This window comes from Paenarthrobacter sp. YIM B13468, from assembly GCF_042788025.1.
GTDB lineage: Bacteria > Actinomycetota > Actinomycetes > Actinomycetales > Micrococcaceae > Arthrobacter > Arthrobacter aromaticivorans.
The window spans coordinates 80,171-106,501 of record NZ_JBHZPI010000020.1 but is presented as its reverse complement, the minus strand read 5'-3'; the positions used below and the strand labels follow the sequence as shown (position 1 = coordinate 106,501).

The window sequence follows — 26,331 nt, the reverse complement described above, 5'->3', positions numbered from 1 at the left end:
CTCAGACGTTCTGCCAGCGGCTCGCGTTGCCCGCGCTCGCCTCAACGGCGGCCAGCACCTTTTGAACCTGCAAGGCATCAGCGAACGACGGCGAGGGCTGCTCCCCGGCGCCGATGGCATTCACCAGGTCCACCACCTGGTGGGTGAATCCGTGCTCGTAGCCAAGGCCGTGCCCGGTGGGCCACCAATTGCCCGTATACGGGTGTGACGGTTCGGTGACAATGATCTTGCGGAATCCGGCATCAGGTTCCAACGCAGAATCGTAGAACTGAAGCGAGTTCATGTCCTCGAAGTCGAAAGCCAGCGAGCCCTTGGTCCCGTTGAGCTCCAGGCGCATTGCGTTCTTCCGGCCCAGGGCAAAACGCGTGGCTTCGAAGATGCCGATGGGCCCTGCAACAGCGCCGGAATCGGTGCCGGCGGCAGCACCGTCGTCGTGCTTTCCGGCAAACCGAGCGGTGAACAGCGCGGCGTCGTCCACGGTGACCGGGCCCTTGGGAGCGTCCGAACCGCCGCGCCCACCGAGGCCCACGAAGTCACCGCCCACGGGGCGTTCCTTCACGAAGGTTTCCAGCAGGGCCGAGACGCCGGTGATGGTGGAGCCGGTGATCCACTGTGCGGCGTCGATGCTGTGGGCGCCGATATCGCCCAGTGAACCGGAGCCGGACTTGGACTTGTCCAGGCGCCACGTGAGCGGCGCATCCGCGTCACTGAGCCAGTCCTGCAGGTATTGCGCCCGGACATGGCGGATGTCGCCCAGGCGCCCTTCCTCCACCATCCGTTTAGCCAAGGCCAAAGCCGGAGTGCGGCGGTAACTGAATCCGCACATGGAGAGTACGCCGCGCTCGGCTGCCGCCTGGGCAACCGCTGTCATTTTCTCTGCCTCTTCCACTGAATTGGCCAGTGGCTTTTCGCAGAGCACGTGCTTGCCCGCTTCCAAGGCGGCGATGGCGATCTCGGCGTGCGTGTTTCCGGGGGTGCAGATATCGATGAGGTCAATGTCATCGCGCTCGATCAGGCGGCGCCAGTCGGTTTCCACGGAATCCCAGCCGTACTTCGTGGCAGCCGCACGCACGCCGTCCGGGTTGCGGCCGGCGACGGCAGTCAGTTCAGGTACCACGGGGAGGTCGAAGAATCGCGGGGCCGTCCGCCAGGCGTGCGAGTGGGCAGCGCCCATGAAGGCATAGCCCACCATGCCCACGCGGAGGCGTTTCGGTTCTGACATGTGAAAGTCCTTTCTTGTCTGACTTGGCACTCGGCTAGCAGCCGGCTACTTGCTGAAGCCTGCGGTAAGGCCACTGACCAACTGACGGCGTCCGAGGACGTAAATCACCAGGATTGGCAGGGTGCTCAGGACGACGGAGGCAAGCACGGCGGGGATGTTGACGCTGAACTCGCCCTGGAAAGTCCACAGTCCCAACGGGAGGACACGCAGTCCCGGGCTTTGGGTGAGTACCAGGGGCAGCAGGAATCCGTTCCAGACATGCAGGCCGTTGTAAATTGCCACGGTTACGATCGCCGGACGGGTCAAGGGCAGCGCCAACCTCCACATCGTTTGCCAATCACTGCAGCCATCCAGGCGCATTGACTCGAACAATTCGTTCGGGACATCGCGGATGAAGTTGGAGAGGATCAGGACCGTCAAAGGAATGGCGAACGCTATGGAGGGAAGCATGATGGCAAGGAGGCTGTCGTACAGGTTCAGCCGGATGATCATCAGGTAGATCGGAATGATGGTTGCCTGGAGCGGAATCGCCAAGCCCATGAGGAACATGCCGTTCACAAACTTCAGGTAACGGCCGCGGCCACGAACAATCGCGAAGGCAGCCATGAAGGAGATCAATACCGTGGGGATCACGGAGCCTAGCGTGACGATCACGCTGTTCATGAAGTACGTAGCGAAGTTGGCCTCGAGAACCAGTTGGTAGTTCTCCAAGGTAGGTGCCGTCGGGAGGGCCAGCGGATTCTGCCCAAAGTACCCTTCGGACGTCTTCAGGCTGGTGATGACGATGTAGTAGATCGGCACAATGATGATGGCCAGCCATATCCAACCGCCAAGGCCTCCGGGAATGTTCAGCCGCTTCACCCGTGAACCGAGGCTCTGCTTGGCCTTGATGGAATGGCCCGGGGGAGTGGCCGGAGCGGTTTTCGAATCGCTTTGAAGGACAGTGCTCACCTTACAAACCTTCCAATTGGCTGCCCTGTTTGTCCTTGCCTCCAAGGCGCTGGAGGAACAGGGCAAGGACAAGGCCGATGACGACGAGGATGACCGCGATGACACTTGCCGGGCCCATCAGGTTGGCCCGGAAGCCGCGCAAGTACATGTCCAGCGCCAGGATTCGGGTGGAGTTACCCGGCCCGCCGCCGGTCAGGACGAAGATGAGGTCGAAGTACGTCAGCGATCCGACAACCATCAGGGTGGACGAGGTGATGATGGTGTATTTCAACTGCGGAAGCGTGATGTGGAAGAACTGCTTAATGATTCCCGCACCATCGATCTGTGCTGCCTCGTACAGGGACTTGGGGATTTGCCGGACACCACCTTGGTAGATGAGCGTATGGAAGGGCACGAACTGCCAGGCGATCACAAAGATGACCAAGCCCAATGCCAACTGTGGGACGCCCAGCCAGTCTTGTGCGAGGAAGGGCAAACCCAGCCCCACCGCCAGGCCAAAGTTAGGGTCCAACAGTGCTTTATACGCGATGGCAACTGCCGCGGAGGAGAGGAGCAGCGGTAGGAAGTACAACACCGCCAGGGCAGCCCTGTAACGCTGCGTGCCGGCCGTGAAGACTCCCAGGAGAAGGCTGATGGGAGTCTGAACCAGCCAGGAGACAATCATGATCAGGAAAGTCAGGCCCAGTGCGTTGTACAGTCCGGGATCGCTGAGAACCGAGGACCAGTTCTCCAGACCGGCTGCTCCGATGGCGCCGATGCCGTCCCAGTTGGCGAAGCTCAGAACGAGGACACCTACCAGTGGCGCAAGTGCGAACACCACGAAGAAGATCAAAGCCGGCACCGTCAGCCATGCAAGGGCAGATTTTTGCTGCCCGGTCTGCTCGATTTTCCGCGATGCAGTGGCAGCCCTGTGAGTGGTTGTTGAGCTCATTTGCCCAGGGTGGCATTCATGTTCTCGGCGAACTGCTGTGGCGTGATCGACTTCAGGAAGAGTTGGTCGATGTTGTTAAGCAGGGCCTCGGCCGCAGTGGGACTCAGGGCTTGATCCCATGACTGCTGGAAGTTCGGGGCATTCTTGGCGAGGTCGTAGACGAAGTTCAGGAAGTCCTTGTCCGGGGACGTTGCGAGCTTGTCTTCAATTCCGTTGACGATCGGGACCGAACCGGAGTTGATATAGGCGTCGATGACCGTTTCCGTCATGATGCCGTCCTTGAAGAACTTCTTAGCCGTTTCCTTTTCCTTGTCGGTGGCCTTGGCTGAAATCGACATGTACTGGGCGGGGTTGCCTACGCCATTCTTCGGATCTCCCTTGCCTCCCGGGATGGTCGGGAAGGTGACGAAGCCCAGTTTTCCGTCCTGGACAAAGTTTTGGCCTTCCTTCTTCATGGGTCCGTACGTCCAGGAGCCTTGAAGCAACATTGCTGCTTTGCCCGTGAACAACAACGCTTGATCCGCTTTCGAATCCGCCGTAATGGAGGAGAAGCCCTTGATGAAGCCATCGGCGGATACCAGTTCCTGGATCTTGGTACCCGTTTCGATCACGGCCGGATCCATCCAGGCATTGGGTTTGCCTTCGAAAATCGCCTTGAATACGTCGGCCCCTCCGATGCGGTCCAGCAGGTATTCCAGCCACATCATGGAGGTCCAGCGGGATTGACCGCCCAGGGAGAACGGGGCAACGCCCATATCGTTGAAGGTCTTTACCAGCGACATGATGTCGTCCCAGGTCTTGGGTGGCTGCACCCCGGCCTTTTCAAAGAGCTCCTTGTTGTAGAACAGGACGATAGGCGCCACGTACTGGTTGGGGAGGGCGTAGATCTTGCCGTTGACGGTGGCTGCACCGAAGGAAGCGGGGAAGAACTTGTTTTTTAGATCCGGGTTGGCCTCGAACCAGCTGGTCAGGTCCTCCACCTGGTTGGCCTCGGCGTAGGTCTTCAACGTCCCGCCACCCCATCCATAAACGATGGTTGGGGCCTGGCCGGCGCCGATCGCAGTTTTGATCTTCGTCTTGTAAGCATCGTTCTGGAAGTACGTGACAGCAATCTTGTTGTCGGGATTCGACGAACCAAAAGCATCGACGGCCTTCTGGATGGTGGTCTGGTTCGGCTCACCGGAGAGGAACCACATGCTGGCGCCTCCTCCGCTCGCGCTGCCCGGTCCGGACGTACCGCAGGCACTGGTTGCCATGACTGCGAAGGGTGTAACTGCCGCTAGAGCCAGAAAAGAACGCCGTGATGATTGGAACTGCTTCATTGCTTCTCCATGTGTAGTCGCCTCGTTGGGCACCTTGCGGTGCCCATCTCCCAAAAGGAGTGACCACGTATCGAAAAATACCGAAATATTTCGCGAATGCTGTTTAGGTCACGGTCTAAACTAAAGTGCATTCCATCACACGTCAGGGGCCGCGTTTGTTCTTGTCGGCCTGTAACTGCAGCAATCTTGAGCTTTCCATCCCCGTCCCCCATACTCGAAGCAAGCCGAAATATTTCGAAAGCAGGGGGATTATGGAACGCGAGCAACGTCCGCTCAAGCTCACACTGGCTGCCGTGGCCAAAGAGGTGGGTGTTTCAGCGCCTACGGTTTCCAAAGTGGTGAACGGCAGGGAGGACGTGGCCGAGGAAACCCGGGCGCGCGTGCTGGCGGCCTTGCAGCGCAGCGGATACAAGTCGCCGCTCCAACGCAAAAGCCTTCCGGCCCGGCAGTCAGTTGAGGTGGTTTTCGACTCCCTGAACTCTGCCTACTCCGTGGAAGTCCTCAACGGGGTCATGGAGCATGCGGCGGTCTCGGACATGGAGGTCATCCTCTCGGTGACCAGCAGGCAAACGGCGTCACCTTTGGGACCCGAGGAGCGGGCTCAACGCATCATCGACGAAGGCCGCAGCGGAATGATCGTGGTCACTTCCGCCTTTGGCTCCGCACAGTTGGAAGCCTTCCAACGCCGCCGGATCCCGATCGTGGTGGTGGACCCCCTCAACCCGCCACCGGCAGACGTCTTCAGCGTGGGCGCGAGCAACTGGGCCGGAGGCAAGGCCGCAGCTACCCACCTGCTCGGGTTGGGACACCGCAGGATCGCCTATATAGGCGGACCGGCCACGGCGGAATGCAGCCAGGCGCGGCTCCACGGCTATATGGCGGCCCTCATGGCAGAGGGCATCACCGTGGACGACGACTATGTTTCCTCCGGCGCGTTCAGGCCCGAGAACGGTGTGCGAGGCATGAAGGCCCTGCTGGCACTTGAGGATCCGCCCACGGCAATATTCGCTGGAAGTGACAGCATCGCGCTGGGTGTCCTGGCTGAAGCGCGAAGGCAGGACATCCGGATTCCGGAGGACATGAGCCTCGTCGGTTTTGACGGCACACACCAAGCGGAAGAATCCGTTCCACCCCTGACGTCCGTGTCACAGCCACTACAGGAGATGGGCCGTTCGGCCCTGCGGTTCATCCTCCGCCAGGTCCATGGCGAGGACATCGACTCCCGCCGGGTGGAGCTGGCTACGCATCTGGTGGTCCGTGAATCCACAGCGCCACCGCCCGTGTCCGGGCGTGCGGGCGTCCGGGGCCAGGTCAGGCAACGCTAAAGGAGCCGCCGCCGTCGAGGCGTGAGTGAGACCGGCGGAATGGCGTCGTACAGTAATACCCGTACCCAACGCTCACCCGTGCCACGGAACTCCGCACGGCTGGCGAAACGGTAAAGATAGCTGCGCGCACGCACCCAACGCGGGCGTTCGCCGTCGAACGGGTCATGGCGAAGCAGCCCAAGAGTGGGCCTGTCTGCCTCCAACAGCTTCTCCAGGAAGGTGTAGAACCACCCCTCGTGGACGGTCCGCAGCGGCAGGAACCACATGAGCCAGTCAAGCCTGAGGTGATACGGCGCCCACTGCCGCGGGAGGCGGCGCACGTCCCCGGGCTTGCCTTTGAAGCCATACTCCAGCCAGTGCTCGTCAGATGCATCTGGCTCTTCAGCCATAGTGCCTTCAACGACGATCTCGATCCGCTGCTTCGTCACAGTACCGAACGCACCATAGGCATTGACCAGGCGCCAGCGGTTGAAGCTCGCATTCATTAGTTGCTGGCGTGAGAAGAGGTTCAGGAGGGGGCGGTAACTGAGGACCAGCAAAAGGACCGTCACGGCAAGTACGACGACGAGCCACCACACCGGAGTTTCGGCACCTGTGTGCCACTCGAGCGGGATAACGGGAAGAACCGCATGCGCCACCGGATCGCTCACTGCCGCGAAGGCGAGAACGATCGCCATCCAGTTCAGCCAGGCAAAATTACCGCTGCCCACCAACCAAAGCTGCGTCACGATGATGATTCCCGCCGCGATACTTGCCAGCGGTTGGGGCGCGAACAGGAAGAACGGAACCACCAACTGCGCGAAGTGGTTTCCCACCACTTCCACTTTGTGCAACGGACGGGGGAGGAGGTGGGCCTGCCGGCTCAGCGGTCCGGGCATCGGCTGCGTCTCGTGGTGATAGAACATCGCCGTAAGGTCGCGCCACTCACGGCCGCCCCTGATTTTGATCATTCCCGCACCGAACTCAAGCCGGAACACCAGCCACGCAACCAGGATCAGGATGGTGGTGGGTGGCGGAACCTGGTCCGAGCCAAGGAAAGCTACGGTGAAACCAGCCTCCAGCAGCAGTATCTCCCAGCCAAAGCCATAGAACGTCTGGCCCACATTCACGATCGACATGTACAGGAACCAGAGGGTGAGGAACGCCAGCATCGGCAGCCACGGTGGGCCCAGCTGCGGTAAGCCCAACACCAGCAAGGCGGACATGGCAATTCCCACCCAACAGACCGTGCGCAACAAGGCATCCGAGTACCGCCACTGGAAGAGAGTGGGCCGGGCGAGGCGGCGCGCTATGTCAAGGAATGACGGGACGGGAAGCAGGCCGTGCTCGCCAAGGAGTGCAGGAAACTGGTTCATGGTGGAGAGGAACGCAACCAGATAAAGGGCGGCAGTACCGCGTTGCAATACCTGCCGGGCGAATTCGTAGTTCCGCGCGTCAAACCAGTCCAGCCACTCCACAATTCCACGTTACGCGCGGGAAAGAAGTGGTCAAGCAGGGTTATCCACTTACCCGGGTGCTACGTTCGCACCCTTCTGCGGCTGCTGGGATACTTAAGCAATGCAGCCGCGCAAGATCGTCATCCTCGGGTCCACCGGTTCCATCGGCACACAGGCGATTGACGTCGTCGACGGCGCCCCGCACCTTTTCGAAGTGGTGGCCCTGAGCGCCGGCGGCGGGAACCTGGAATTGCTTGCCCATCAAGCAGTGCACACGCGGGCGTTGGCCGTAGGCATTGCCCACGGCGATCCAGAAGCATTGCAGAACCTGATTGACGCCGCGGCGGCCCGAAGCGGCTTGCGCAACTTTGCCCCGGAAATCTTCGTTGGACCGGACGCGTCCACCCGCATCGCCGAAGTGGAATGCGACGTCGTTCTCAACGGCATCACTGGCTCCATTGGCCTGGCGCCAACCCTGGGCGCGCTGGCATCCGGTGCCACCTTGGCGCTCGCCAATAAAGAGTCGCTGATTGTCGGTGGTGCACTCGTGAAAGCAGCTGCCCGCCCCGGCCAGATTGTGCCTGTCGATTCCGAACATTCGGCCATCGCCCAGTGCCTGCGTTCGGGTACTGAGCAGGAGGTGGAGAAGTTGATTCTCACGGCGTCCGGCGGACCTTTCCGGGGCCGCAGCCGTGAACAGCTTCACGATGTCACACCGGCCGAGGCTCTGGCGCATCCCACCTGGGATATGGGCCTCATGGTCACCACCAACTCGGCGAGCCTCGTTAACAAGGGCCTTGAAGTGATCGAGGCACATCTGCTGTTCGACGTACCCCTGGACAGGATCGACGTCGTGGTCCATCCACAGTCGGTGGTCCACTCGATGGTCCAGTTTGTGGATGGGTCCATCATCGCCCAGGCGTCGCCGCCTGACATGCGGCTTCCCATCGCCCTGGGGCTGGGCTGGCCGGGGAGGGTTCCCAAGGCTGTCCAGCCATGCGACTGGACCCAAGCCACAAGCTGGACGTTCGAACCACTGGACTCGGTTGCCTTTCCGGCAGTGGAGCTCGCCAAAGAGGCCGCGAAGCAGGGCAGCACCTATCCTGCCGTCTTCAACGCGGCCAACGAGGAAGCCGTGGAGGCTTTCCACGCCGGTCGCATCCGTTTCACGGACATCGTGGACACGGTGGAGTCCGTCCTCAGCGAACATTCAGGTTCTTCGGAGCTTACGGTGGAGTCCGTGCTGGATGCTGAGAGTTGGGCACGCACACGCACCCATGATCGTTTAGCCAACAGCGCCGTTTAGTAAAGAAACCCAGCAAAGAAAACCCTATGGAAGCAGTCCCGTCGGCATGAGTCCCGTCCTTCTTTTCATCCTCGGAGTCGTCTTCGTCGCCCTTGGCGTCGCAGTGTCCATCGCCTTGCACGAGGTTGGCCACCTGGTCCCCGCCAAGCTCTTCAAAGTGCGCGTGACCAAGTACATGATTGGCTTTGGACCCACTTTGTGGTCCAGGAAGAAGGGCGAAACGGAGTACGGTTTCAAGGCCCTTCCGTTGGGTGGCTACGTGGCCATGATCGGCATGTACCCGCCCAACAAAGAAGATGGTGGGGTACGTCCCTCCAGCACGGGTATGTTCCAGACACTTGCCAGCGAGGCCCGTTCCGTCGCGCACGAAGAAGTAGGCCCCGGGGACGAAGGCAGGGTCTTTTATAAGCTGCCGGTCTGGAAGAAGATCATCATCATGCTCGGCGGTCCGGCCATGAACATGCTGATCGGTTTGGTTCTCCTTGCCATCCTGCTCATGGGTTTTGGCGTTGCCACGGCCACCACGACCATCGCGGACGTCTCAAAGTGCCAGGTCGCTGCGGGGAAAACGGTGGATCCTGATTCAGCGGACTGCAAGCCAACGCCCGCGGCAGCTGCCGGGCTGCAGCCGAACGACACCGTCAAGACTTTCGACGGCAAAACCGTCACCAGCTGGGATGAACTCACCGGCTGGATCCGGGCCTCGGCGGGTAGGGAGGTACCCATCACCGTTGAACGCAACGGCTCGGAAGTTTCCACCACCGTTACCCCAGTCTTGTCCTCGCGGCCGGTTGTGGGTGCCGATGGACGCCAGGAGCAGGACGCCAATGGCGTGCTGAAGTACCAGGAGGTTGGTTTCCTGGGAATCGGCGCGCAGAGCGCCTTGGTTCCCCAGCCGGCGTCGTCGGTTCTTCCCATGGCGGGGGAGAACATCAAGCAGATTTCGGGAGTAATCCTTAACCTGCCTGCCCGCGTGGTGGGTGTGGCGAAGGCCGCCTTCAGCGAGGAACCCCGGGATCCGAACGGCCCCATCAGTGTGGTTGGCGTCGGTCGGGTGGCCGGCGAAGTCGCTGCGATGGAAGAGGTACCGCTCCAAGCACGAATCGGAACGTTGGTAGGTCTGCTTGCTGGCCTGAACTTCGCGCTGGCCATCTTTAACCTGGTACCCCTGCTGCCTCTCGACGGCGGCCACGTGGCAGGTGCGCTGTATGAGGGGGCCCGGCGTCAAGTGGCCAAGCTGAGGGGAAAGCCGGATCCGGGTGCTTTTGATATCGCAAAGCTCCTTCCTGCCACGTATGTGGTGGCCGCGCTGCTGATGGCCATGGGCGCGCTGTTGATCTACGCGGACATCGTCAAGCCGGTGAACATCTTTGGCTGAGATTCCCGCACCGGGCCCCCAGGGTGAGCTGGAGCCGGCAGCGTGAGCTGGAATGGATGGCGGATCATCGGACGCGGCGGGATAGGCTAGTTTCATGACTGTTTTCGCTGTTGAGTATGTATACGTCGCCGAATCCGGCGCCCTCCGCGACGAAGCCCGCCCGGCGCACCGGGCCTGGCTGGGCGACCTCGCAGAGGATGGCACGCTGCTTGCGAGTGGACCCTACGGTGACGGTGCCGGCGCTCTGCTCATCTTCAAGTCAGCAGATGAAGCCGAACTCAATGACCTCCTGAAGCAGGATCCGTTTGCCGAAGCCGGAGTCATAGCTGGCATCCGCACCACTGGATGGGACCCCATCATCGGCGTCCTGGCTGCCCACGCGTCCTAGCCCAGGCGTCCTCCACCACAACGATCCACCCCAAACCCAAGGAGTCCACGTGACCTCGGTCAGCCTGGGAATGCCAGCCGCCCCACCCCCCGTCCTTGCCCCGCGCCGTAAGACGCGGCAGATCAAGGTGGGGTCTGTTGGCGTTGGCTCCGATTCACCCATCAGCGTGCAGTCCATGACTACGACGCCCACCACGGATATCAACGCCACGCTTCAACAGATCGCTGAACTGACGGCTTCGGGCTGCGACATCGTCCGCGTTGCCTGTCCGTCAGCCGACGACGCCGAGGCGTTGCCGATCATTGCCCGCAAATCCCAGATTCCCGTGATCGCCGATATCCACTTCCAGCCGAAGTACGTTTTCGCGGCTATTGAAGCGGGATGTGCAGCGGTCCGAGTGAACCCCGGCAATATCCGGAAGTTCGATGACCAGGTCAAGGAAATCGCGGCAGCCGCGAAGGACCACGGCACGTCCATCCGGATTGGCGTCAACGCTGGTTCCCTGGAGCCGGGCATCATGAAGAAGTACGGCAAGGCCACTCCTGAAGCACTGGTGGAGTCGGCTGTCTGGGAGGCCTCGCTCTTCGAAGAGCACGGTTTCCACGACTTCAAGATCTCTGTAAAGCACAACGACCCCGTCATCATGGTGGCTGCCTACGAGATGCTCGCCGAGAAGGGCGACTGGCCCCTGCACCTTGGCGTGACCGAGGCCGGTCCGGCCTTCCAAGGGACCATCAAGTCTGCAACCGCTTTCGGGGCACTGCTGTCCCGCGGCATCGGTGACACTATCCGCGTTTCCCTCTCGGCGCCGCCCGTGGAGGAAATCAAGGTTGGCAACCAGATCCTGCAGTCATTGAACCTGCGCCCGCGCAAGCTTGAGATTGTGTCCTGCCCGTCTTGTGGGCGTGCCCAGGTGGACGTGTACACCTTGGCTGAGCAAGTGACCGCTGGCCTTGAGGGGATGGAAATCCCCCTCCGCGTGGCCGTCATGGGTTGTGTAGTCAACGGCCCGGGCGAAGCCCGTGAAGCAGACCTCGGTGTGGCCTCCGGAAACGGCAAAGGCCAGATTTTCGTGAAGGGCGAAGTCATCAAGACAGTGCCTGAAAGCGAAATTGTTGAGACACTGATCGAAGAGGCCATGCGTATCGCTGAAGAGATGGGGGAGGCCGATGGCGAAGATGCTGTCAAGGGTAGCCCCGTGGTTAGCGTCTCGTAACGAGACAGGCCTGGGGGTCAGGGTGCTCGGCAGTGCCGACACCTTGGCCCTTCGCGCGCTTGCCAGCGAAGATCCCGTTGCCAACGTCTTCATCCTGGCGCATCTGGACAGCGTAGGAACGGCAGCGCCCACCAGCGGAGGCGCCAGCGTCTTTGGCGTGTTCGACGACGACACCCTCCTTGGAGCCTGTTGGGCGGGGGCCAATCTGGTCCCGGTGCAGCTGGACCCAGGGCTCACCGGATATGTGGCTACGGCGGCCCACCAATCCGGCAGGCGGTACGCCTCCATCTTCGGACCGGCCGAAACAGTGCTGGCGCTCTACTCCCGTTTTGAGCAGTTGGGACACTTCGCGCACGAAGTCCGTTCCAGGCAGCCCCTTTTGACTATTTCCGGTGGTCCGGCCATCGAAGCCAATCCGTTGCTGACCTTCGGCACGATGACGGACTTCGAACGCATTCTGCCCGCATGCGCCGCAATGTTCGAAGAAGAAGTTGGCTACTCGCCGTTCCTGGGCGGCCAGGACTTCTACAGCAGGCGTGTTGCGGGGCTCATCCGCCAAGGTCATTCCCTGGTCCACATCGACGCTGCCGGGACCGTTGTTTTCAAGGCAGAGTTGGGTGCAGTTACCCAGGACGTCACGCAGGTCCAGGGCGTATGGATGAATCCGGAGATGCGTGGACACCACCAGAGTGCTGGCTACATGGCCGCCGTCGTAAATCTCTCACGCACCTTTGCGCCCGTAACGAGCCTGTACGTCAATGACTACAACGCCAAAGCGCGTGCCACTTATGAAAGAGTCGGCTTCGAGCAGGTCGGTACGTTCGCAACGGTTTTGTTCTAGCAGGCACTTACTTGGGGGAGTCCAGGTTCCCGGTCAGATACCGCTGGATGGTGGGTGCCACCAGGCTCACTACTTCTTCCTGATCAGCACTCGCCAGAGGTTCGAGTCGGATCACATAGCGGAGCAGCATCAGTCCCACCACTTGTGTCGCCACCAGATTGCCACGCAGGCGGACTTCCTCAGCAGGACCTTGCACGCCCACCATGACCCGGGACAGGATGGTCCGGCTCACGGTCTCCCGCAGCAGTGCTGTTTTGGCCTTGGATCCGATGGTTCCCCGGACGAATGCAACCAAGCCGGGTTGCGCCGGGCTCTCCCACAACCGGACTACGGCACGGACAAGTGCTTCTGCCCTCGCTTCCGGTTCCAGGGTTTCAACGCCTGCCAGGACCTCGTCAGGGTCGGCAGGCAACTCTACGCTGGAGGCGAACAATTCGTCTTTGCCTTTGAAGAAGTGATGCACCATGGCCGGATCCACCGAGGCTTCCCGCGCCACTTGCCGAAGGCTCGTGCCATCGAACCCTTGCTCTGCGAACAACTTCCGGGCCGCCACCAGAATGGCTTCGCGCGAATGGTCGCTCCCGCTTCGACGGCCGCGGCGCAGCGGTTCCAGGCTCATGAGGTCTGCCGCCTCAGCGTCAAAGAGGCAAGGACAAGGACTCCCACCACTATTCCGCCCATCACCAAGGTGTCCTGCCACAGGGTTTCAGTTGCATCGACGTTTCCTGCGATCTCCTGAAGGGCATCAACAGAAAACGTCAGGGGAAGGACGCCGGAGATGGCCTCGAGGACGTCGTTCATCTGCTCACGGGCCACGAAGAGTCCGCAGAGCAGGATCTGTGGCACCACCACTACCGGCATGAACTGGACGGCTTGAAACTCGGTGCGTGCAAAGGCTGAACACAGCAGCCCCAGGGCCACTCCAAGGACAGCGTTGATGACCGCGATCATCACGACGAACCCGGGACTGCCCTTGATGTCGAGATTGAAGATCCAATATGCAACTGCCGTCGCCACCAGGGACTGCAGCGCGGCCATGATGGAGAAGGCAATGGCGTAGCCGAACAAGAGGTCCGCTTTATGGATGGGTGTGGTGAGGAGCCGCTCCAAGGTCCCGGAGGTTCGTTCCCGCAGCATGGTGATGGACGTGACCAGAAACATTACGACGAACGGGAAGATCGCCAGCATCATCAAGCCAACGCGGTCGAAAGTGCGAGGAAAACCCGGGGGCAGTGTTTCGTTTTCGAAAAGATAATAGACGGCGGTGAGCAGCAGCGCAGGGACCACCATAATGAGCGCCACACTGCGGTGATCGTGCCGCAGTTGATCCAGGACCCGGGCGGTGGTGGCAAAGGTCATCCGGAGATTCATGATGCCACCTCGCTTTTCTTTGCTGGGTGTCCGCTGTCCGGGCCGCGTTCGGCGTCTTTGATCATGTTCAGGAACGCCCGCTCAAGGTCGTTGCTGCGTCCCCGCTCCGCGAGCTCGGCGGGTGTGAGCTGTGCCAGCAGCAGACCGTCCCGCAGAAGCAGCAGCGAGGAACAATGCGACGCTTCTTCCATCACATGACTGGAAACCAAGAGCGTTGTTCCGCCAGCGGCCATGTCAACGAACCGCTCCCATAACTCCGCACGCAGTACCGGATCCAAACCCACTGTCGGTTCGTCCAGGACCAGCAGCTTAGGGTGTGCCACCAGCGCGCATGCCAGGGACAGGCGGCTGAACTCCCCACCCGAGAGGTTCCCGGCTTTCTGCTTGGCAAACGATTCGAGCCCGACGGCGGCAATCGACTCCGCCACGTCCGTCGCCGATGCCTTGTGCATGGCTCCGAAGTACTTGACGTTGGCTTCGACGCTGAGGTCCGAGTAGACGCTGGCACCTTGGGTGACGTACCCGACGTCGTGCCTTAAGGGTGCGCTGCCTGCTTGACGGCCGAGGACGCTAATGGATCCACGAGTGATCCGCTGGACCCCCACTATGCCGCGCATGAGTGTTGTCTTGCCGCTTCCTGACGGGCCGAGAAGCCCCGTGATGCGCCCGCTGGCCACAGCGAAATCCAGGCCCCGCAGGATCCTTGTCCTGCCCCGCGAGATGTGCAGGCCTGTGGCTTCTATTGCTGCTTCTGACATGGCTGCCTCCGGTAACCCCGAGTAATTCACCAAGTGATGAATTAACGCTAAGTCTGGCCAAAGGTGCGGTCAATAGGCCTTTGCCATCGAAATCCTTGAAAACGTGTCCGCTATCACATAGGTTTTTCCCAAGCCGTGTCGATGGGGCACGGGTGGTTACAGGGGGAATCATGGCAAAGACCTTGAAGGCTGCCTTTGGCAGCCGCATCATCCGTGAGCTCGGCAGTCACCAATGCTTCCCAGTCGCAGGCGATCCCGTTCCGCTGGAGGGAACGGGGGACTAGTCCCCGGACAGAGTCTGCGGCCGGCCGGCCGCTGAGCCACGCCATCGCAGGATGACCAGCCGATCTTTGGCCAGGGGCTTCCAGACGCGACGGCGTGGCTCTTCTCTGTGCGGAGCCGCCCGCTGGCAGCCGGTAGATTAGTAGACAGTTGTTTTTGCCACACCTGCCATAGAAACGGATACGTACCCGTGGTCCTTCGCCTTTCCCAGTTGTTCCTTCGCACCCTGCGCGAAGATCCCGTCGACGCCGAGGTCGCCAGCCACAAGCTCTTGGTCCGGGCCGGTTACATCCGCCGTGCCGCGCCTGGCATTTACACATGGCTGCCACTGGGACTTAGCGTCCTGCGCAAGGTGGAGGAAATCATCCGGCAGGAAATGTCCGCCATTGGCGCACAGGAAGTCCACTTCCCGGCCCTGCTGCCGCGGGAACCCTACGAGGCCACCAACCGCTGGACCGAGTACGGAGAGGGCCTGTTCAGGCTTCAGGACCGCAAGGGTGCCGATTACCTCCTGGCTCCCACGCATGAGGAAATGTTTACCCTCCTGGTCAAGGACCTGTACTCCTCGTACAAGGACCTGCCGTTGAGCCTGTACCAGATCCAGAACAAGTACCGCGATGAAGCGCGCCCCCGTGCAGGCCTCCTCCGTGGCCGCGAGTTCATTATGAAGGACTCCTACTCGTTCGACGTTGACGACGCCGGCCTGGACGCGAGCTACGCCGCCCACCGCGCTGCTTATCTGAAGATCTTCGAACGCCTGGGCCTGGAAGTCATTCCGGTTGCTGCCACCGCAGGCGCCATGGGCGGCTCCAAGAGCGAAGAATTCCTCTTCCCCACGGAGATCGGGGAGGACACCTTTGTGCGCTCGGCCGGCGGCTATTACGCCAACGTCGAGGCCGTCACCACGGTTGTCCCTGAGGATATTGATTTCACGGACGCACCAGCAGCGCAGGTTCTGGACACACCGAACACACCGACCATCGAGACTCTGGTTGACGCAGCCAACCAGCTCGCACCCCGCGGCGAGGCCGACGGCGGCGCCTGGACTGCCGCCGACACGTTGAAGAACGTCGTGCTCGCCGTGACTCTCCCCACCGGCGAACGCCAGATCGTCGTCCTCGGCGTTCCGGGTGACCGTGCCGTGGATCTCAAACGGGTGGAAGCGAACATTGGATCGTTCCTTCCCATTGCCGGCGAGATCGGCCTGGAGGCAGCCAACGAGGAAGACCTCAAGAAGCTGCCATGGTTGGTCAAGGGCTACATCGGGCCTGGTTTGTCCCTGGAGGAAGCCGTGCTGGGCCTGGAAGGATCTTCCAAGCTGCTGTTCCTCGTGGATCCCCGCGTCGTCTCCGGCACAACCTGGGTGACGGGCGCCAACATTGATGGCAAGCACGTCTTCGGGCTGGTAGCGGGCCGCGACTTCACCTGGGATGGCGTCATCGAATGCACCGACGTCCGGGCAGGGGATCCGGCGCCCGACGGCTCCGGACCGCTTGAAACTGCCCGTGGCATCGAAATGGGCCACATCTTCCAGCTCGGACGCAAGTACGCCGAGGCGCTGGACCTGAAGGTACTGGACCAGAACGGCAAGCAGGTTGTTGTCACCATGGGCTCCTACGGTGTTGGTGTCACCCGTGCCGTCGCAGCCCTTGCCGAGGCCAACCATGACGACCGCGGCCTCGTGTGGCCACGGACGGTGGCCCCTGCCGACGTCCACGTTGTGGCTGTGGGCCGCGGTGACGAAATTTTCGAAGCTGCAGAGAAGCTATCGGCGGAACTCGAGGCTGCAGGCCTCGACGTCATCTTTGATGACCGGCCCAAGGTTTCTCCCGGCGTCAAGTTTGGGGATGCCGAGCTCGTCGGCGTGCCCACTATCCTGGCCGTCGGCCGTGGGCTCGTGGACGGCGTTGTGGAGATCAAGGACCGTCGCAGCGGTGAAGCCGAGAACATCTCGGTGGAAAAGGCCGTGGATTACGTGGTCAACGCAGTTCGTAACCGGTGATTTCCGGCTTCGAGACAATCCAGCTCACCACCATCATCCTGATTGTGGTGGCTGGATTCGCAGCCGGCTGGGTTGACGCGGTAGTAGGAGGCGGGGGGCTGATCCAGCTCCCCGCACTGCTGCTGGTGCCTGGAATCACGCCCGTCCAGGCCCTGGCCACGAACAAGATGGGTTCCATCTTCGGCACCACCACCAGTGCCACAACCTATTACCGGCGAGTGGGACCGGACCTCAAGACGGCAATACCCATGGCGGTGATTGCGCTGGCGGGGAGCTTTGGCGGTGCCATCCTCGCTGCCTCCCTGCCGGCCAGCGTCTTCAAGCCCATCATCGTCCTGGCGCTGATCGCCGTCGCGATCTTCACGGCACTCCGCCCCAGCGCAGGTGAGCTGACGGCTCTTCGGCACGATGGGCACAAGCACTATGTGGTGGCCTGCCTGATCGGTGCCGTGATCGGTTTCTACGATGGCCTGATCGGGCCCGGTACAGGATCATTCCTCGTGATCGCCTTGGTCTCGGCCATGGGCTACGCCTTCCTTGAAGCCAGTGCAAAGGCCAAGATCGTCAACATGGCCACCAACGCCGGTGCCCTCATTTTCTTCCTCCCCCACGGCTCCTTGTTGTGGGGAGTGGGCCTGGTGCTGGGGCTGGCGAACATGGCGGGCGGGTACCTTGGTGCCCGGACAGCCGTAGCCAGGGGGAGCAGCTTTGTACGGATCGTGTTCCTGATCGTCGTCGCTGCACTGATCATCAAGCTCGGCGTGGACGTCTGGAACGACAACGTCAGCTGACCGCGTCCCCGGGCTCCGGCAAATCCTTTGCTGTTGGAAGTCCTTCGAGCGTCCTGCCCGCCAGTGAGCTGGCCACCCACAGGGAACGGGCCAGATCGCCTTCGTGTCCCCGCTTTCCCGCGGACCACAGGGCATTATTCACTTCGCGGGCAATGCTCCACTGTCGCGCGACCTCCGGATCAAGGCCGGCGGCGAGGCTGAAGTCCCGGCATCGCTCCCGCAGGGCAGCCGCCGGATCGCGATCTGACAAATCCTTGATCCGGTTCCACAGAACAGGTGCCACCGCAAATTCGGCCTCACCGATCTGCGGCTGGGGATCGATGGCCAGGTAGTTGCGGCGGTCCGCGCCCAAGGCAGCGAGGATGTTCATGAAGTGGAGATCGGTATGCACCAGGACGTCCCTGCCGGATCGGCGGCCAACAGCACCGCGGGTTTGGCACACTTCCAGCGCGGCCTCCAATAACCATCGCGGGAAGGGGCGGTCCTGCCGCTCCCACTCCGAAGGCATTTCGTCGCTCCAGCGCTCGGCCGTGGCAGCGATGTGGTCGAATCCCCGCCACTCGGGACGATCATCCGGGGCAATTGAAAGCTCGCGCATGATCTCGCCCCAGACCTGCCGGGCTTCATCCATGGGAGCATCCTGGAGCCAACGGGACGCGTCAAGGCGTTCCAGCAGCATGGAACAACTGGCGGCGTCGGCAGCCAGGAGCCGGACAGCTCCGCGGCCACCCCACAGGGCCAGAGCATGGCGCTCTACAAGTGCTTCCTCATGCGGATATGCGATCTTCAGCGCAGCCTGCCTGCCGTGCTGGAGAACGGGCACAACCAAGGCTCCGTGTCCGTTCCACGGCTCTTCACCGGGCAGGAGGTCCACGGACAACTGCCAACGGTCCAAAGCCTCACGGATAAGCCCCGGAAGGCTCGCCAGCCAGTCCCGCCCCGCAGAATCGCGGTTGTATCGGGCGTGCAGGTCGCCCGGAATCGGAATCATGGCGTGAAGGGTCACGCCATCAGCCTAGCTCTGCCCGGCGGTACTACCCTCAGAAAACGCCGCTGGCGCCCAAGAGGGTTCCGATCGAGAACGTGGCTGCAAGCGCCAAGGCTCCGCCCAACACCACCCGGGCTGCAGCGCGGAACCTGGGCGCCCCGCCAATCCAAGCCCCCACGGCTCCCGTGATCGCGAGAGCCAGCAGGACGGCAACGAACGTCAGTGGAACGCGCATTGCGGGGGGAGGGAGCAGGATGGCCAGCATGGGAAGCACGGCGCCCAGGGTAAACGCCACTGCCGATGCAAGGGCGGCGTTCCAAGGACTGACAATGTCGTCTTCGTGGATATTGAGCTCGGCGGACAGGTGGGCGGCAAGGGCATCATGCTTCGTCAGTTCTTCCGCCACTGTCCGAGCGGTAGGCGCGGTGAGCCCCTTCGCCTGGTAGATCGCGGCGAGCTCTTCGAGTTCTTCCTTCGGCTGCTCGGCGAGTTCCCGGCGTTCCTTCTCGATGAGCGACTTCTGCGTGTCGCTCTGGCTGCTGACGGATACATATTCGCCCAGCGCCATGGAAATGGCTCCGCCCACCAGGCCAGCCGTGCCGGCAGCAAGGATACTGCCGGTGTTGGTGGTGGCACCGGCCACGCCGACGACGATTGCGGCGACGGAGACGATGCCGTCGTTCGCACCCAGAACTCCGGCGCGCAGCCAGTTCAGCCGGTGGGCAAGGTCATCACGGTGCGGTTCGTTCTCGTGTGTGGTGGCAGTTTCTGCGGAAGCCATGCTTCAAGCCAAGCACTGGCGGGCCGCCTTGACCAGCATGGCTAGGCTCGCCTATCCCATCCGCCCCTTTTACTCACTGCGGGTGGGCGTCGGCAGGGGAGGCAAGTCATCGACGTCGAGCTCCAACCCCGGCAAGGCGGCAAGCGTGGCACCCCAATCCAAGCTCCTGCGGACGGCGGCCAGCAGGCTACTGGCAGCCCAGGCCCGGGTCTCTCCTGTCGAAAGCGCGATGAGGTCGCCAAATCCCTCCAGAGAGTCCGTTTCCAGAGCCCCCAAGCCCGCAGCCGGGTCTTCAGCGAACTGCGCAGGCAGCCTGTATCCGGCCTCCCGCGTAGGGACGTCGCCACAATTACGGCGGGTCAGGGCTTCGGCTTGTTGAAGCAGACGCTCGTGCACTGCAAGGTCCTTGGCGGCTTGGGCAGTTGCGCCAGCGTCCAAGCGCTTCAGCGTCACCTGATAGATGTAGACGGCTTCCTGTTCGGAGCGGACAGTGGCCGCAAGAGCCGCATCAGTAGTGGCAGCGGTTGCATCCGGGGTGGGGCTGACGGAAGGGCACTGGTGCACAGCAGATGTTGTGGCAGGCGGGTTACCGCTCGACGTCGGCGACGGTACCGGCACCTGCCACACCGCAGCCAGTTTTTCGCCCTGGAGAAGTTGGGCGGATCCGACGGCGGCGAGCAACCGGGCGGTCCCGCCGTCGGCCTCGCGGGCGTCGTCCAGCCGTTGGCGGCCGCTGGCGGTCAGGCCAGCCACGACCGAAGTAGGCGTTGCCTTCGCGGCCGTGCCATCTTTATCGCTTGCCGTCGAGGTTGCGGAGGAGTCAGCCGGATCAGCAGTACCGACCATGGCGCTGGCTGCGGCCGAAGGTGGAAGGAGGGCCCTGGACTGTGTTGTCAGCAATGTCACAGCATCGTCCAGTGCGGCCGTTTGGGAACCGGATCCTGCGGCTGCCATCAATCCAGCAGCCGATTCCTGCAGGCTCTTGGTATCGGCGAAAGCGGAGGCGAGGGCAGATTCGGAGAACGAAACTTCAGGAGGAGTCCCGGAATCCCGCGGTAGAAGTAGGATTCCCGTGCCAGCAACGAGCAGCGCAACCACGGAAATAAGAAGGAGCCGACCCCAAGCTGGAGATTGTCGTTTTTCCCTTGTCTGCTCGTCCACAACACACCATGGTGTCATGTGGACGGGCAGACAAGGGAAAGACCGTGCACCATGTGCTGCCGAAAATCGTTAGGCTAGTAGTCACAACAACATCTATCGGGAGGCGGCGGGCAACGTGAGTGACTCGGAAGCCACGACTTCAACAGACCGTACTGAGTCGGATTCAACGGCCACCATCCACAACCCGGAAGAGCGCAGGCTAAAGGCGCTGCTCGAACCGGCAGTCCTTGCCAACAGGCTCTACCTCGAGGATGTTTCCATCCACGTCGCCGGTTCACACCGCACGGTCCACGTCGTCGTGGATCTTCCGCAGGAGGAGACCGGAGGCGTCAGCCTTGACGCCATCGCAGATGTCTCGCGTGCGTTGTCCGATATTCTGGACAACGATCCCCACGATGACGGCCGTCCCTACGACCTCGAAGTTTCTTCGCCGGGAGTAGGCCGTCCGCTAACGGAACCACGCCACTGGCACAGGGCCCGCGGCCGCATGGTCAGGGTCAACGTCATCCAGGGTGAGAACGTCCTTGGCCGGATTGCGTCAGTAGATGACGCCGGCGTGACGCTCATTCCGGAGCACGAGGTCAAGAAGGGCATGAAGCCCAAACAGGGCGACCCCATCACTATTCCTTTCGACAGGATCCGCCACGGAAAAGTCGAGATTGAATTCAGCCACCTCCACGAGGCCGGGCTGGCAGACGAACACAATGGACCTTCCGAGGAGGCCTAATGGATATTGACATGAGCGCACTGAGACTCCTGGAGCGTGAGCGTGAAATCCCGCTGGACCTCTTGATTCCCACCATCGAGCAAGCGCTCCTGGTGGCCTACCACAAGACGCCCGGTGCCTTCGAGAAGGCCCGCGCCGAACTGGACCGCAAGAGCGGCCACGTGACCATCTGGGCAACGGAGATCGACGACGACGGCGAGGCCATCGGGGAGTTCGAGGACACCCCGGCCGGTTTCGGCCGCATCGCTGCGAGCACGGCACGCCAGATCATCCTGCAGCGTCTTCGTGACGTTGAGGACGATAACGTCTTGGGCGAATTCAAGGGTCGCGAAGGCGAACTCGTCGCCGGCATGATCCAGCAGGGCAACAACCCGCACATGATCCAGGTGAACCTCGGATCGGTGGAGGCCCTGTTGCCGCCACCGGAGCAGGTCCCTGGCGAGAAGTACATCCACGGCAGCAGGCTTCGTGCCTTCGTGGTGGATGTCCACCGTGGGGCGAAGGGCCCGTCCATTACGTTGTCGCGTTCGCACCCGGGCCTGGTCCGTAAGTTGTTCGAAATGGAAGTTCCGGAAATCGCGGATCGTTCAGTCGAGATTGTTGCACTTGCCAGGGAAGCCGGCCACCGCACCAAGATTGCGGTTAAAGCCAATACCCCGGGTGTCAACGCCAAGGGCGCCTGCATCGGCGAAATGGGCTCCCGTGTCCGTGCAGTCATGACTGAGCTCAATGACGAAAAGATCGACATCGTGGACTTCAGCGAGGATCCTGCGACCTTCATCGCCAACTCCTTGTCACCGTCCCGGGTGAATTCGGTCACTATCACGGACGAGGCAACGCGCTCGGCCCGCGTAGTAGTGCCGGACTACCAGCTCTCCTTGGCCATTGGCAAGGAAGGCCAGAACGCACGGCTCGCTGCGAAGCTGACCGGATGGCGGATTGATATCGTGTCCGACGCCGCCCCGGCCAAGGTCGACTAGCGATCGTTCCAGCGGCCTTGCCGTCCGCGCCGCGCCGCGCTGGCGGTGCGGCCGGTTTCGGCTGTCCGGGGCCGGGGGGCTAGAATAGATGGAACCGGGCTTACGTCCGGTATCCGCGCGCTTTGACGTGCCTTATCTGCATGTGCAGTCTCGGCCGTCAGCGCAAGTTTGCAGAGGCAGGTAAGGACACGTCGTGGCTGAACTGCTTGAACCCGGCCACGGCCCTGTTCGTACGTGCATCGGATGCCGGAAGCAAGGCTCCCGGTCCGAGCTTGTCCGGCTGGTCGCCCAAGGTGGTGGTTCGTCCACTGTCCTTGTCGATGTTCGACGCCGGATGGCCGGCAGGGGTGCGTGGCTGCATCCCAGCGAAAAGTGCTTGGCATTGGCAATCAAGCGGCGTGCTTTCGGAAGGGCCCTTGCGGGCGCTACTGAAACAGGCGCCGTCGAAAGCTACTTCATGTCAGGCGCGCCACTTGTGGAGGCCCCGGCTGCCACAGGAAAACCGTCCAAACCTGAAAGCGGGTCAGAAAACTGATGGAAACCCGATGAGTTCCCAGCGATGAGTGCGTAACGATGACAACTTTGTTGCGCTCTGCAATGGGCCTTTCAGTCGCGCTAGCGGCAGGGGCCCGCAGTAAGAAGTAGACGGTTCGTGCCTGGCTCGGTGCGGACCGAGACAGGAGAAATGTGGCCAAGGTCCGCGTACATGAGCTCGCCAAAGAGCTCGGTATTACTTCCAAAGATGCAGTAACAAAACTGCAGGAATTGGGCGAATTCGTTCGCTCCGCCTCTTCCACCATTGAGGCCCCCGTCGTGAAGAAGCTTCGCGACGCCTACCCCGGTGCAGGCGCTGCCAAGGCAGCTGCCCCCGCACCTGCAGCCGCCCCCAAGGCTCCGGCTGCTCCCGCAACATCCCGTCCGGCCGCTCCGGCTCCGGGCCCCGCAGCACCCAAGGCTCCGGCTCCGGCAGCACCCGCCGCGGCGGCACCTGCCCCCGCTGCACCTGCTCCTGCGGCGCCTGCCCCGGCAGCGCCCTCGGCTCCGGCTGCGTCCACGCCGTTCTCGGCAAAGCCCGGTGCCCGGCCTGCTCCCAAGGCAGAGACTCCGGCTCCGTCCCGCCAAGGTGGCCAGGCCCCGCGTCCCGGCGGTCCCCGTCCGGGCAACAACCCCTTCGCCACGTCCCAGGGCATGCCCCGCGGCCGTGGTGGCGACGGCGAACGTCCGCCGCGTCCGGGCAACAACCCGTTTGCGACCTCGCAGGGCATGCCCCGTGCAGGTGGCCGCAACGATGGCGAACGCCCCGGTGGTCCCCGTCCCGCAGCAGGTGCCGGTGGTCCCCGTCCCGCAGCAGGCAGTGGTGGTCCCCGTCCGGGTGCTCCGCGTCCCGGTGCACCCCGTCCCGGTGGTGCTCCGCGTCCGGCTGGTGGCCCCGGTGGAAACCGGCCTACTCCGGGCATGATGCCCAACCGCACTGAGCGTCCGGCTCCCGGTGGCGCTGGTCGTCCCGGTGGCGCAGGCCGTCCGGGTGGCGGACCGGGTCGGCCCGGTGGCGCACCAGGTGCAGGTACCGGTGGCGGCGCTCCCGCCGGCGGTGGCTTTGGCAAGGGTGGCCGCGGTCGCGGTGGTACCCAGGGTGCCTTCGGCAAGGGCGGCGCCGGTCGTGGCAAGCAGCGCAAGTCGAAGCGTGCAAAGCGCCAGGAACTGGAGCAGATGAGTGCTCCGTCGCTGGGCGGCGTGTCCGTACCCCGCGGCGATGGCGAGACCATCATCCGTTTGCGCCGTGGTTCCTCCATCACGGACTTTGCAGAGAAGATCGATGCTAACCCCGCGTCGCTTGTGACCGTTCTGTTCCACCTCGGTGAGATGGCAACGGCTACGCAGTCCCTCGACGAAGACACCTTTGGACTGCTTGGTGCCGAACTTGGCTACAAGCTCCAGGTTGTTTCGCCGGAAGACGAAGAGCGCGAGCTGCTTGACCAGTTCGACATCAACATCCAGGACGAGCTTGACGCCGAGGGTGACGATGTCCTTGAGGCCCGCCCGCCGGTTGTCACCGTCATGGGTCACGTTGACCACGGTAAGACGCGCCTGCTTGACGCCATCCGCAACTCCAATGTTGTGGCCGGCGAGCACGGTGGAATCACCCAGCACATCGGTGCTTACCAGATCAGCCACATCCACGAGGGCACGGCCCGCGACATCACGTTCATCGACACCCCCGGTCACGAGGCCTTCACGGCCATGCGTGCACGTGGTGCCAAGGTCACCGACATCGCGATCCTGGTTGTTGCAGCCGACGACGGCGTTATGCCGCAGACGGTGGAAGCACTCAACCACGCCCAGGCAGCCAACGTGCCGATCGTCGTCGCAGTGAACAAGATCGACAAGGAAGGCGCCAACCCTGACAAGGTCAAGGGTCAGCTCACCGAGTATGGCCTGGTTCCCGAAGAATATGGTGGCGACACCATGTTCGTTGAGGTTTCTGCCCGTCAGAACCTCAACATCGACGAACTGATCGACGCCGTACTGCTGACGGCCGATGCCGCCCTGGATCTGCGCGCCAACCCGGACAAGGACGCTCGAGGCATTGCCATCGAGGCGAACCTGGACAAGGGCCGCGGTTCCGTGGCCACCGTCCTGGTGCAGTCCGGTACCTTGGCCGTGGGTGACACGATCGTGGCCGGTACGGCCCACGGCCGCGTCCGTGCCATGTTCGACGAGAACGGCGAGGCCCTCGATGTCGCACTGCCGTCGCGTCCGGTCCAGGTCCTCGGCCTGTCCAACGTGCCGCGTGCAGGTGACACCTTCCTGGTGACCCCGGACGAGCGTACGGCCCGCCAGATCGCCGAGAAGCGTGAAGCTGCAGACCGCAACGCCGCACTGGCCAAGCGTCGCAAGCGCATCAGCCTGGAAGACTTCGACCAAGCCGTGGCTGAAGGCAAGATCGACACCCTCAACCTCATCCTCAAGGGTGACGTCTCCGGTGCCGTGGAAGCCCTCGAAGATGCCTTGCTCAAGATCGATGTCGGAGACGACGACGTTCAGCTCCGTGTCATCCACCGCGGTGTGGGTGCCATCACGCAGAACGACGTCAACCTGGCAACGGTGGACAACGCCATCATCATCGGCTTCAACGTCAAGCCCGCTGAGCGCGTCGCTGAACTGGCTGACCGTGAAGGCGTGGACATGCGCTTCTACTCCGTCATCTACGCAGCAATCGATGACATCGAGATGGCCCTCAAGGGCATGCTCAAGCCGGAGTACGAAGAAGTCCAGCTCGGTACTGCCGAAGTCCGCGAAGTCTTCCGTTCCTCCAAGTTCGGAAACATCGCCGGTTCGATCGTCCGCACGGGCATCATCCGCCGTAACACCAAGGCACGCGTTAGCCGCGACGGCAAGGTCATCGGTGACAACCTCACCGTTGAGACGCTCAAGCGCTTCAAGGATGACGCAACCGAAGTCCGTACTGACTTCGAGTGTGGTATCGGTCTTGGCTCCTTCAACGACATCTCCGAAGGCGACATCATCGAGACCTTCGAGATGCGCGAAAAGCCGCGCGTCTAGGTTCCGCTTGGAGCGGGTCCGTCGGGTAGCCCCGGCGGACCCGTTCCGCACCCGTTTCTACTTTCCAGGAGGAAGCCATGGCCGATCCGGCACGCGCTGCCAAGTTGGCGCAGCGGATAAAGGTCGTCGTCGCCGAGGCCCTCGGCCGCAGGGTCAAGGACCCGCGCGTCGAGTCCATCACGATCACCGACGCCCGCGTCACCAACGACCTTCAGCACGCCACCATCTACTACACCGTCTTTGGTGACGAGATAGCCCACGCCGACGCCGCCAGGGCATTGGAGAAGGCCAAGGGTGTGCTGCGACAGGAAGTCGGCCGCAACATCACCGTCCGGCTGACTCCCACCCTTGAGTTCGTTGCCGACCAGATTCCGGTCAACGCATCGAACCTTGAGGAGTTGCTCCGTGAAGCAAAGCGTCGCGACGCCGAGGTAGCCGCTTTGGCTGCCGGCGCCAAGCACGCAGGCGAGGCTGACCCCTACAAGGGCGAGGGCTCCGAAGAAATCGACGAAGACGACTTCGACGAAGAAGACATCGACCTCACGGACGATGACGAACTCGACGAAGACGCCAACCGCTAGAAGTTTTCTTGCAGAAAGGCCGGTTCCTC

At 62.3% G+C, this 26,331-nt stretch carries 25 protein-coding genes; 13 read left to right on the top strand and 12 right to left on the bottom strand.

From position 1 onward, the window contains the following. Position 1: 1 nt before the first annotated feature. From ACFX4T_RS18435 to ACFX4T_RS18420, 4 genes are read right to left on the bottom strand one after another with little or no spacing between them, the layout of a single operon-like run. Positions 2 to 1,222: a Gfo/Idh/MocA family protein gene (locus ACFX4T_RS18435; protein WP_216925308.1), complete on the bottom strand. Its 1,221-nt coding sequence runs from the start codon at positions 1,220 to 1,222 to the stop codon at positions 2 to 4. A gap of 45 nt (positions 1,223 to 1,267) precedes the next feature. Continuing rightward, entirely contained in the window at positions 1,268 to 2,173 is a 906-nt protein-coding gene (locus ACFX4T_RS18430) for a carbohydrate ABC transporter permease (RefSeq protein ID WP_216925307.1), read from the bottom strand. A gap of 1 nt (position 2,174) precedes the next feature. Continuing rightward, positions 2,175 to 3,104, bottom strand: coding sequence for a carbohydrate ABC transporter permease (locus ACFX4T_RS18425; RefSeq protein ID WP_216925306.1), 930 nt, complete (start codon positions 3,102 to 3,104; stop codon positions 2,175 to 2,177). Further along, positions 3,101 to 4,426 carry an extracellular solute-binding protein gene (locus ACFX4T_RS18420; protein WP_216925305.1) on the bottom strand — a complete coding sequence of 442 codons (1,326 nt, stop codon included), beginning with the start codon at positions 4,424 to 4,426 and terminating at the stop codon, positions 3,101 to 3,103. The genes ACFX4T_RS18425 and ACFX4T_RS18420 overlap by 4 nt, the downstream gene beginning before the upstream one ends. Before the next feature lie 251 nt (positions 4,427 to 4,677). On the opposite strand from ACFX4T_RS18420, the gene ACFX4T_RS18415 reads away from it, so the two are divergent. Further along, a complete protein-coding gene (locus tag ACFX4T_RS18415; RefSeq protein ID WP_377653180.1) occupies positions 4,678 to 5,751 on the top strand; it encodes a LacI family DNA-binding transcriptional regulator in 1,074 nt (357 codons plus the stop codon). Here ACFX4T_RS18415 and ACFX4T_RS18410 read toward each other — a convergent pair. Further along, positions 5,748 to 7,208: a lipase maturation factor family protein gene (locus ACFX4T_RS18410; RefSeq protein ID WP_377653178.1), complete on the bottom strand. Its 1,461-nt coding sequence runs from the start codon at positions 7,206 to 7,208 to the stop codon at positions 5,748 to 5,750. The two genes, ACFX4T_RS18415 and ACFX4T_RS18410, sit on opposite strands and share 4 nt — an antisense overlap. Before the next feature lie 100 nt (positions 7,209 to 7,308). Between ACFX4T_RS18410 and dxr the strand changes: the two genes are divergently transcribed. From dxr to ACFX4T_RS18385, 5 genes are all read left to right on the top strand, one after another. Next, positions 7,309 to 8,493, top strand: a complete 1,185-nt coding sequence (dxr, locus tag ACFX4T_RS18405) for a 1-deoxy-D-xylulose-5-phosphate reductoisomerase (protein WP_377653176.1) — start codon at positions 7,309 to 7,311, stop codon at positions 8,491 to 8,493. Between the two features lie 46 nt (positions 8,494 to 8,539). Then, positions 8,540 to 9,871, top strand: a complete 1,332-nt coding sequence (locus ACFX4T_RS18400) for a M50 family metallopeptidase (RefSeq protein ID WP_377653174.1) — start codon at positions 8,540 to 8,542, stop codon at positions 9,869 to 9,871. A 94-nt stretch (positions 9,872 to 9,965) separates the two neighbouring features. Continuing rightward, positions 9,966 to 10,259, top strand: a complete 294-nt coding sequence (locus tag ACFX4T_RS18395) for a YciI family protein (protein ID WP_216925301.1) — start codon at positions 9,966 to 9,968, stop codon at positions 10,257 to 10,259. 49 nt (positions 10,260 to 10,308) lie between these two features. Then, entirely contained in the window at positions 10,309 to 11,475 is a 1,167-nt protein-coding gene (gene ispG / locus ACFX4T_RS18390) for a flavodoxin-dependent (E)-4-hydroxy-3-methylbut-2-enyl-diphosphate synthase (RefSeq protein ID WP_216925300.1), read from the top strand. After that, positions 11,438 to 12,316: a GNAT family N-acetyltransferase gene (locus tag ACFX4T_RS18385; RefSeq protein WP_223949263.1), complete on the top strand. Its 879-nt coding sequence runs from the start codon at positions 11,438 to 11,440 to the stop codon at positions 12,314 to 12,316. Before ispG ends, ACFX4T_RS18385 begins: the two co-directional genes overlap by 38 nt. 7 nt (positions 12,317 to 12,323) lie before the next feature. Here ACFX4T_RS18385 and ACFX4T_RS18380 read toward each other — a convergent pair whose 3' ends face one another. From ACFX4T_RS18380 to ACFX4T_RS18370, 3 genes are read right to left on the bottom strand one after another with little or no spacing between them, the layout of a single operon-like run. After that, complete coding sequence (locus ACFX4T_RS18380; protein ID WP_223948536.1) at positions 12,324 to 12,935, bottom strand: TetR family transcriptional regulator; 612 nt, start codon at positions 12,933 to 12,935, stop codon at positions 12,324 to 12,326. Further along, a complete protein-coding gene (locus tag ACFX4T_RS18375) occupies positions 12,932 to 13,675 on the bottom strand; it encodes an ABC transporter permease (protein ID WP_223949264.1) in 744 nt (247 codons plus the stop codon). Before ACFX4T_RS18375 ends, ACFX4T_RS18380 begins: the two co-directional genes overlap by 4 nt. Before the next feature lie 8 nt (positions 13,676 to 13,683). Then, the gene (locus tag ACFX4T_RS18370) at positions 13,684 to 14,445 is read right to left on the bottom strand and encodes an ABC transporter ATP-binding protein (RefSeq protein ID WP_216925298.1); all 762 of its coding nucleotides are present in this window, start codon (positions 14,443 to 14,445) and stop codon (positions 13,684 to 13,686) included. 472 nt (positions 14,446 to 14,917) lie between these two features. Between ACFX4T_RS18370 and ACFX4T_RS18365 the strand changes: the two genes are divergently transcribed. Both ACFX4T_RS18365 and ACFX4T_RS18360 read left to right on the top strand, forming a co-directional pair. Then, positions 14,918 to 16,729, top strand: a complete 1,812-nt coding sequence (locus ACFX4T_RS18365) for a proline--tRNA ligase (RefSeq protein ID WP_216925297.1) — start codon at positions 14,918 to 14,920, stop codon at positions 16,727 to 16,729. Continuing rightward, complete coding sequence (locus ACFX4T_RS18360) at positions 16,726 to 17,520, top strand: TSUP family transporter (RefSeq protein ID WP_216925296.1); 795 nt, start codon at positions 16,726 to 16,728, stop codon at positions 17,518 to 17,520. The genes ACFX4T_RS18365 and ACFX4T_RS18360 overlap by 4 nt, the downstream gene beginning before the upstream one ends. On the opposite strand, the gene ACFX4T_RS18355 is transcribed toward ACFX4T_RS18360, so the two are convergent. From ACFX4T_RS18355 to ACFX4T_RS18345, 3 genes are all read right to left on the bottom strand, one after another. Then, a complete protein-coding gene (locus tag ACFX4T_RS18355) occupies positions 17,513 to 18,511 on the bottom strand; it encodes an aminoglycoside phosphotransferase family protein (protein WP_216925422.1) in 999 nt (332 codons plus the stop codon). The genes ACFX4T_RS18360 and ACFX4T_RS18355 overlap by 8 nt on opposite strands. 49 nt (positions 18,512 to 18,560) lie before the next feature. Further along, positions 18,561 to 19,289, bottom strand: coding sequence for a VIT family protein (locus ACFX4T_RS18350; RefSeq protein ID WP_223948540.1), 729 nt, complete (start codon positions 19,287 to 19,289; stop codon positions 18,561 to 18,563). A 69-nt stretch (positions 19,290 to 19,358) separates the two neighbouring features. Then, a complete protein-coding gene (locus ACFX4T_RS18345) occupies positions 19,359 to 20,450 on the bottom strand; it encodes a DUF4439 domain-containing protein (protein ID WP_377653170.1) in 1,092 nt (363 codons plus the stop codon). Positions 20,451 to 20,565: 115 nt separating this feature from the next. Here ACFX4T_RS18345 and rimP point away from each other — a divergent pair, with 115 nt between their 5' ends. Then, entirely contained in the window at positions 20,566 to 21,177 is a 612-nt protein-coding gene (gene rimP / locus ACFX4T_RS18340) for a ribosome maturation factor RimP (RefSeq protein WP_223948542.1), read from the top strand. Beyond that, positions 21,177 to 22,157, top strand: coding sequence for a transcription termination factor NusA (gene nusA, locus ACFX4T_RS18335; protein WP_216925293.1), 981 nt, complete (start codon positions 21,177 to 21,179; stop codon positions 22,155 to 22,157). The genes rimP and nusA overlap by 1 nt, the downstream gene beginning before the upstream one ends. Positions 22,158 to 22,314: 157 nt before the next feature. On the opposite strand, the gene ACFX4T_RS18330 is transcribed toward nusA, so the two are convergent. Further along, complete coding sequence (locus tag ACFX4T_RS18330) at positions 22,315 to 22,518, bottom strand: hypothetical protein (RefSeq protein WP_377653206.1); 204 nt, start codon at positions 22,516 to 22,518, stop codon at positions 22,315 to 22,317. Between ACFX4T_RS18330 and ACFX4T_RS18325 the strand changes: the two genes are divergently transcribed. The 3 genes from ACFX4T_RS18325 to rbfA all read left to right on the top strand — a co-directional run bounded on the left by ACFX4T_RS18325 (position 22,438) and on the right by rbfA (position 26,302). Further along, on the top strand, positions 22,438 to 22,692 hold the full coding sequence (locus ACFX4T_RS18325; RefSeq protein ID WP_308169369.1) for a YlxR family protein: 255 nt from the start codon (positions 22,438 to 22,440) through the stop codon (positions 22,690 to 22,692). The two genes, ACFX4T_RS18330 and ACFX4T_RS18325, sit on opposite strands and share 81 nt — an antisense overlap. Before the next feature lie 152 nt (positions 22,693 to 22,844). Beyond that, positions 22,845 to 25,721, top strand: a complete 2,877-nt coding sequence (infB, locus tag ACFX4T_RS18320; protein ID WP_216925291.1) for a translation initiation factor IF-2 — start codon at positions 22,845 to 22,847, stop codon at positions 25,719 to 25,721. Positions 25,722 to 25,798: 77 nt separating this feature from the next. Continuing rightward, complete coding sequence (gene rbfA / locus ACFX4T_RS18315; RefSeq protein ID WP_216925290.1) at positions 25,799 to 26,302, top strand: 30S ribosome-binding factor RbfA; 504 nt, start codon at positions 25,799 to 25,801, stop codon at positions 26,300 to 26,302. Positions 26,303 to 26,331: the final 29 nt, after the last annotated feature.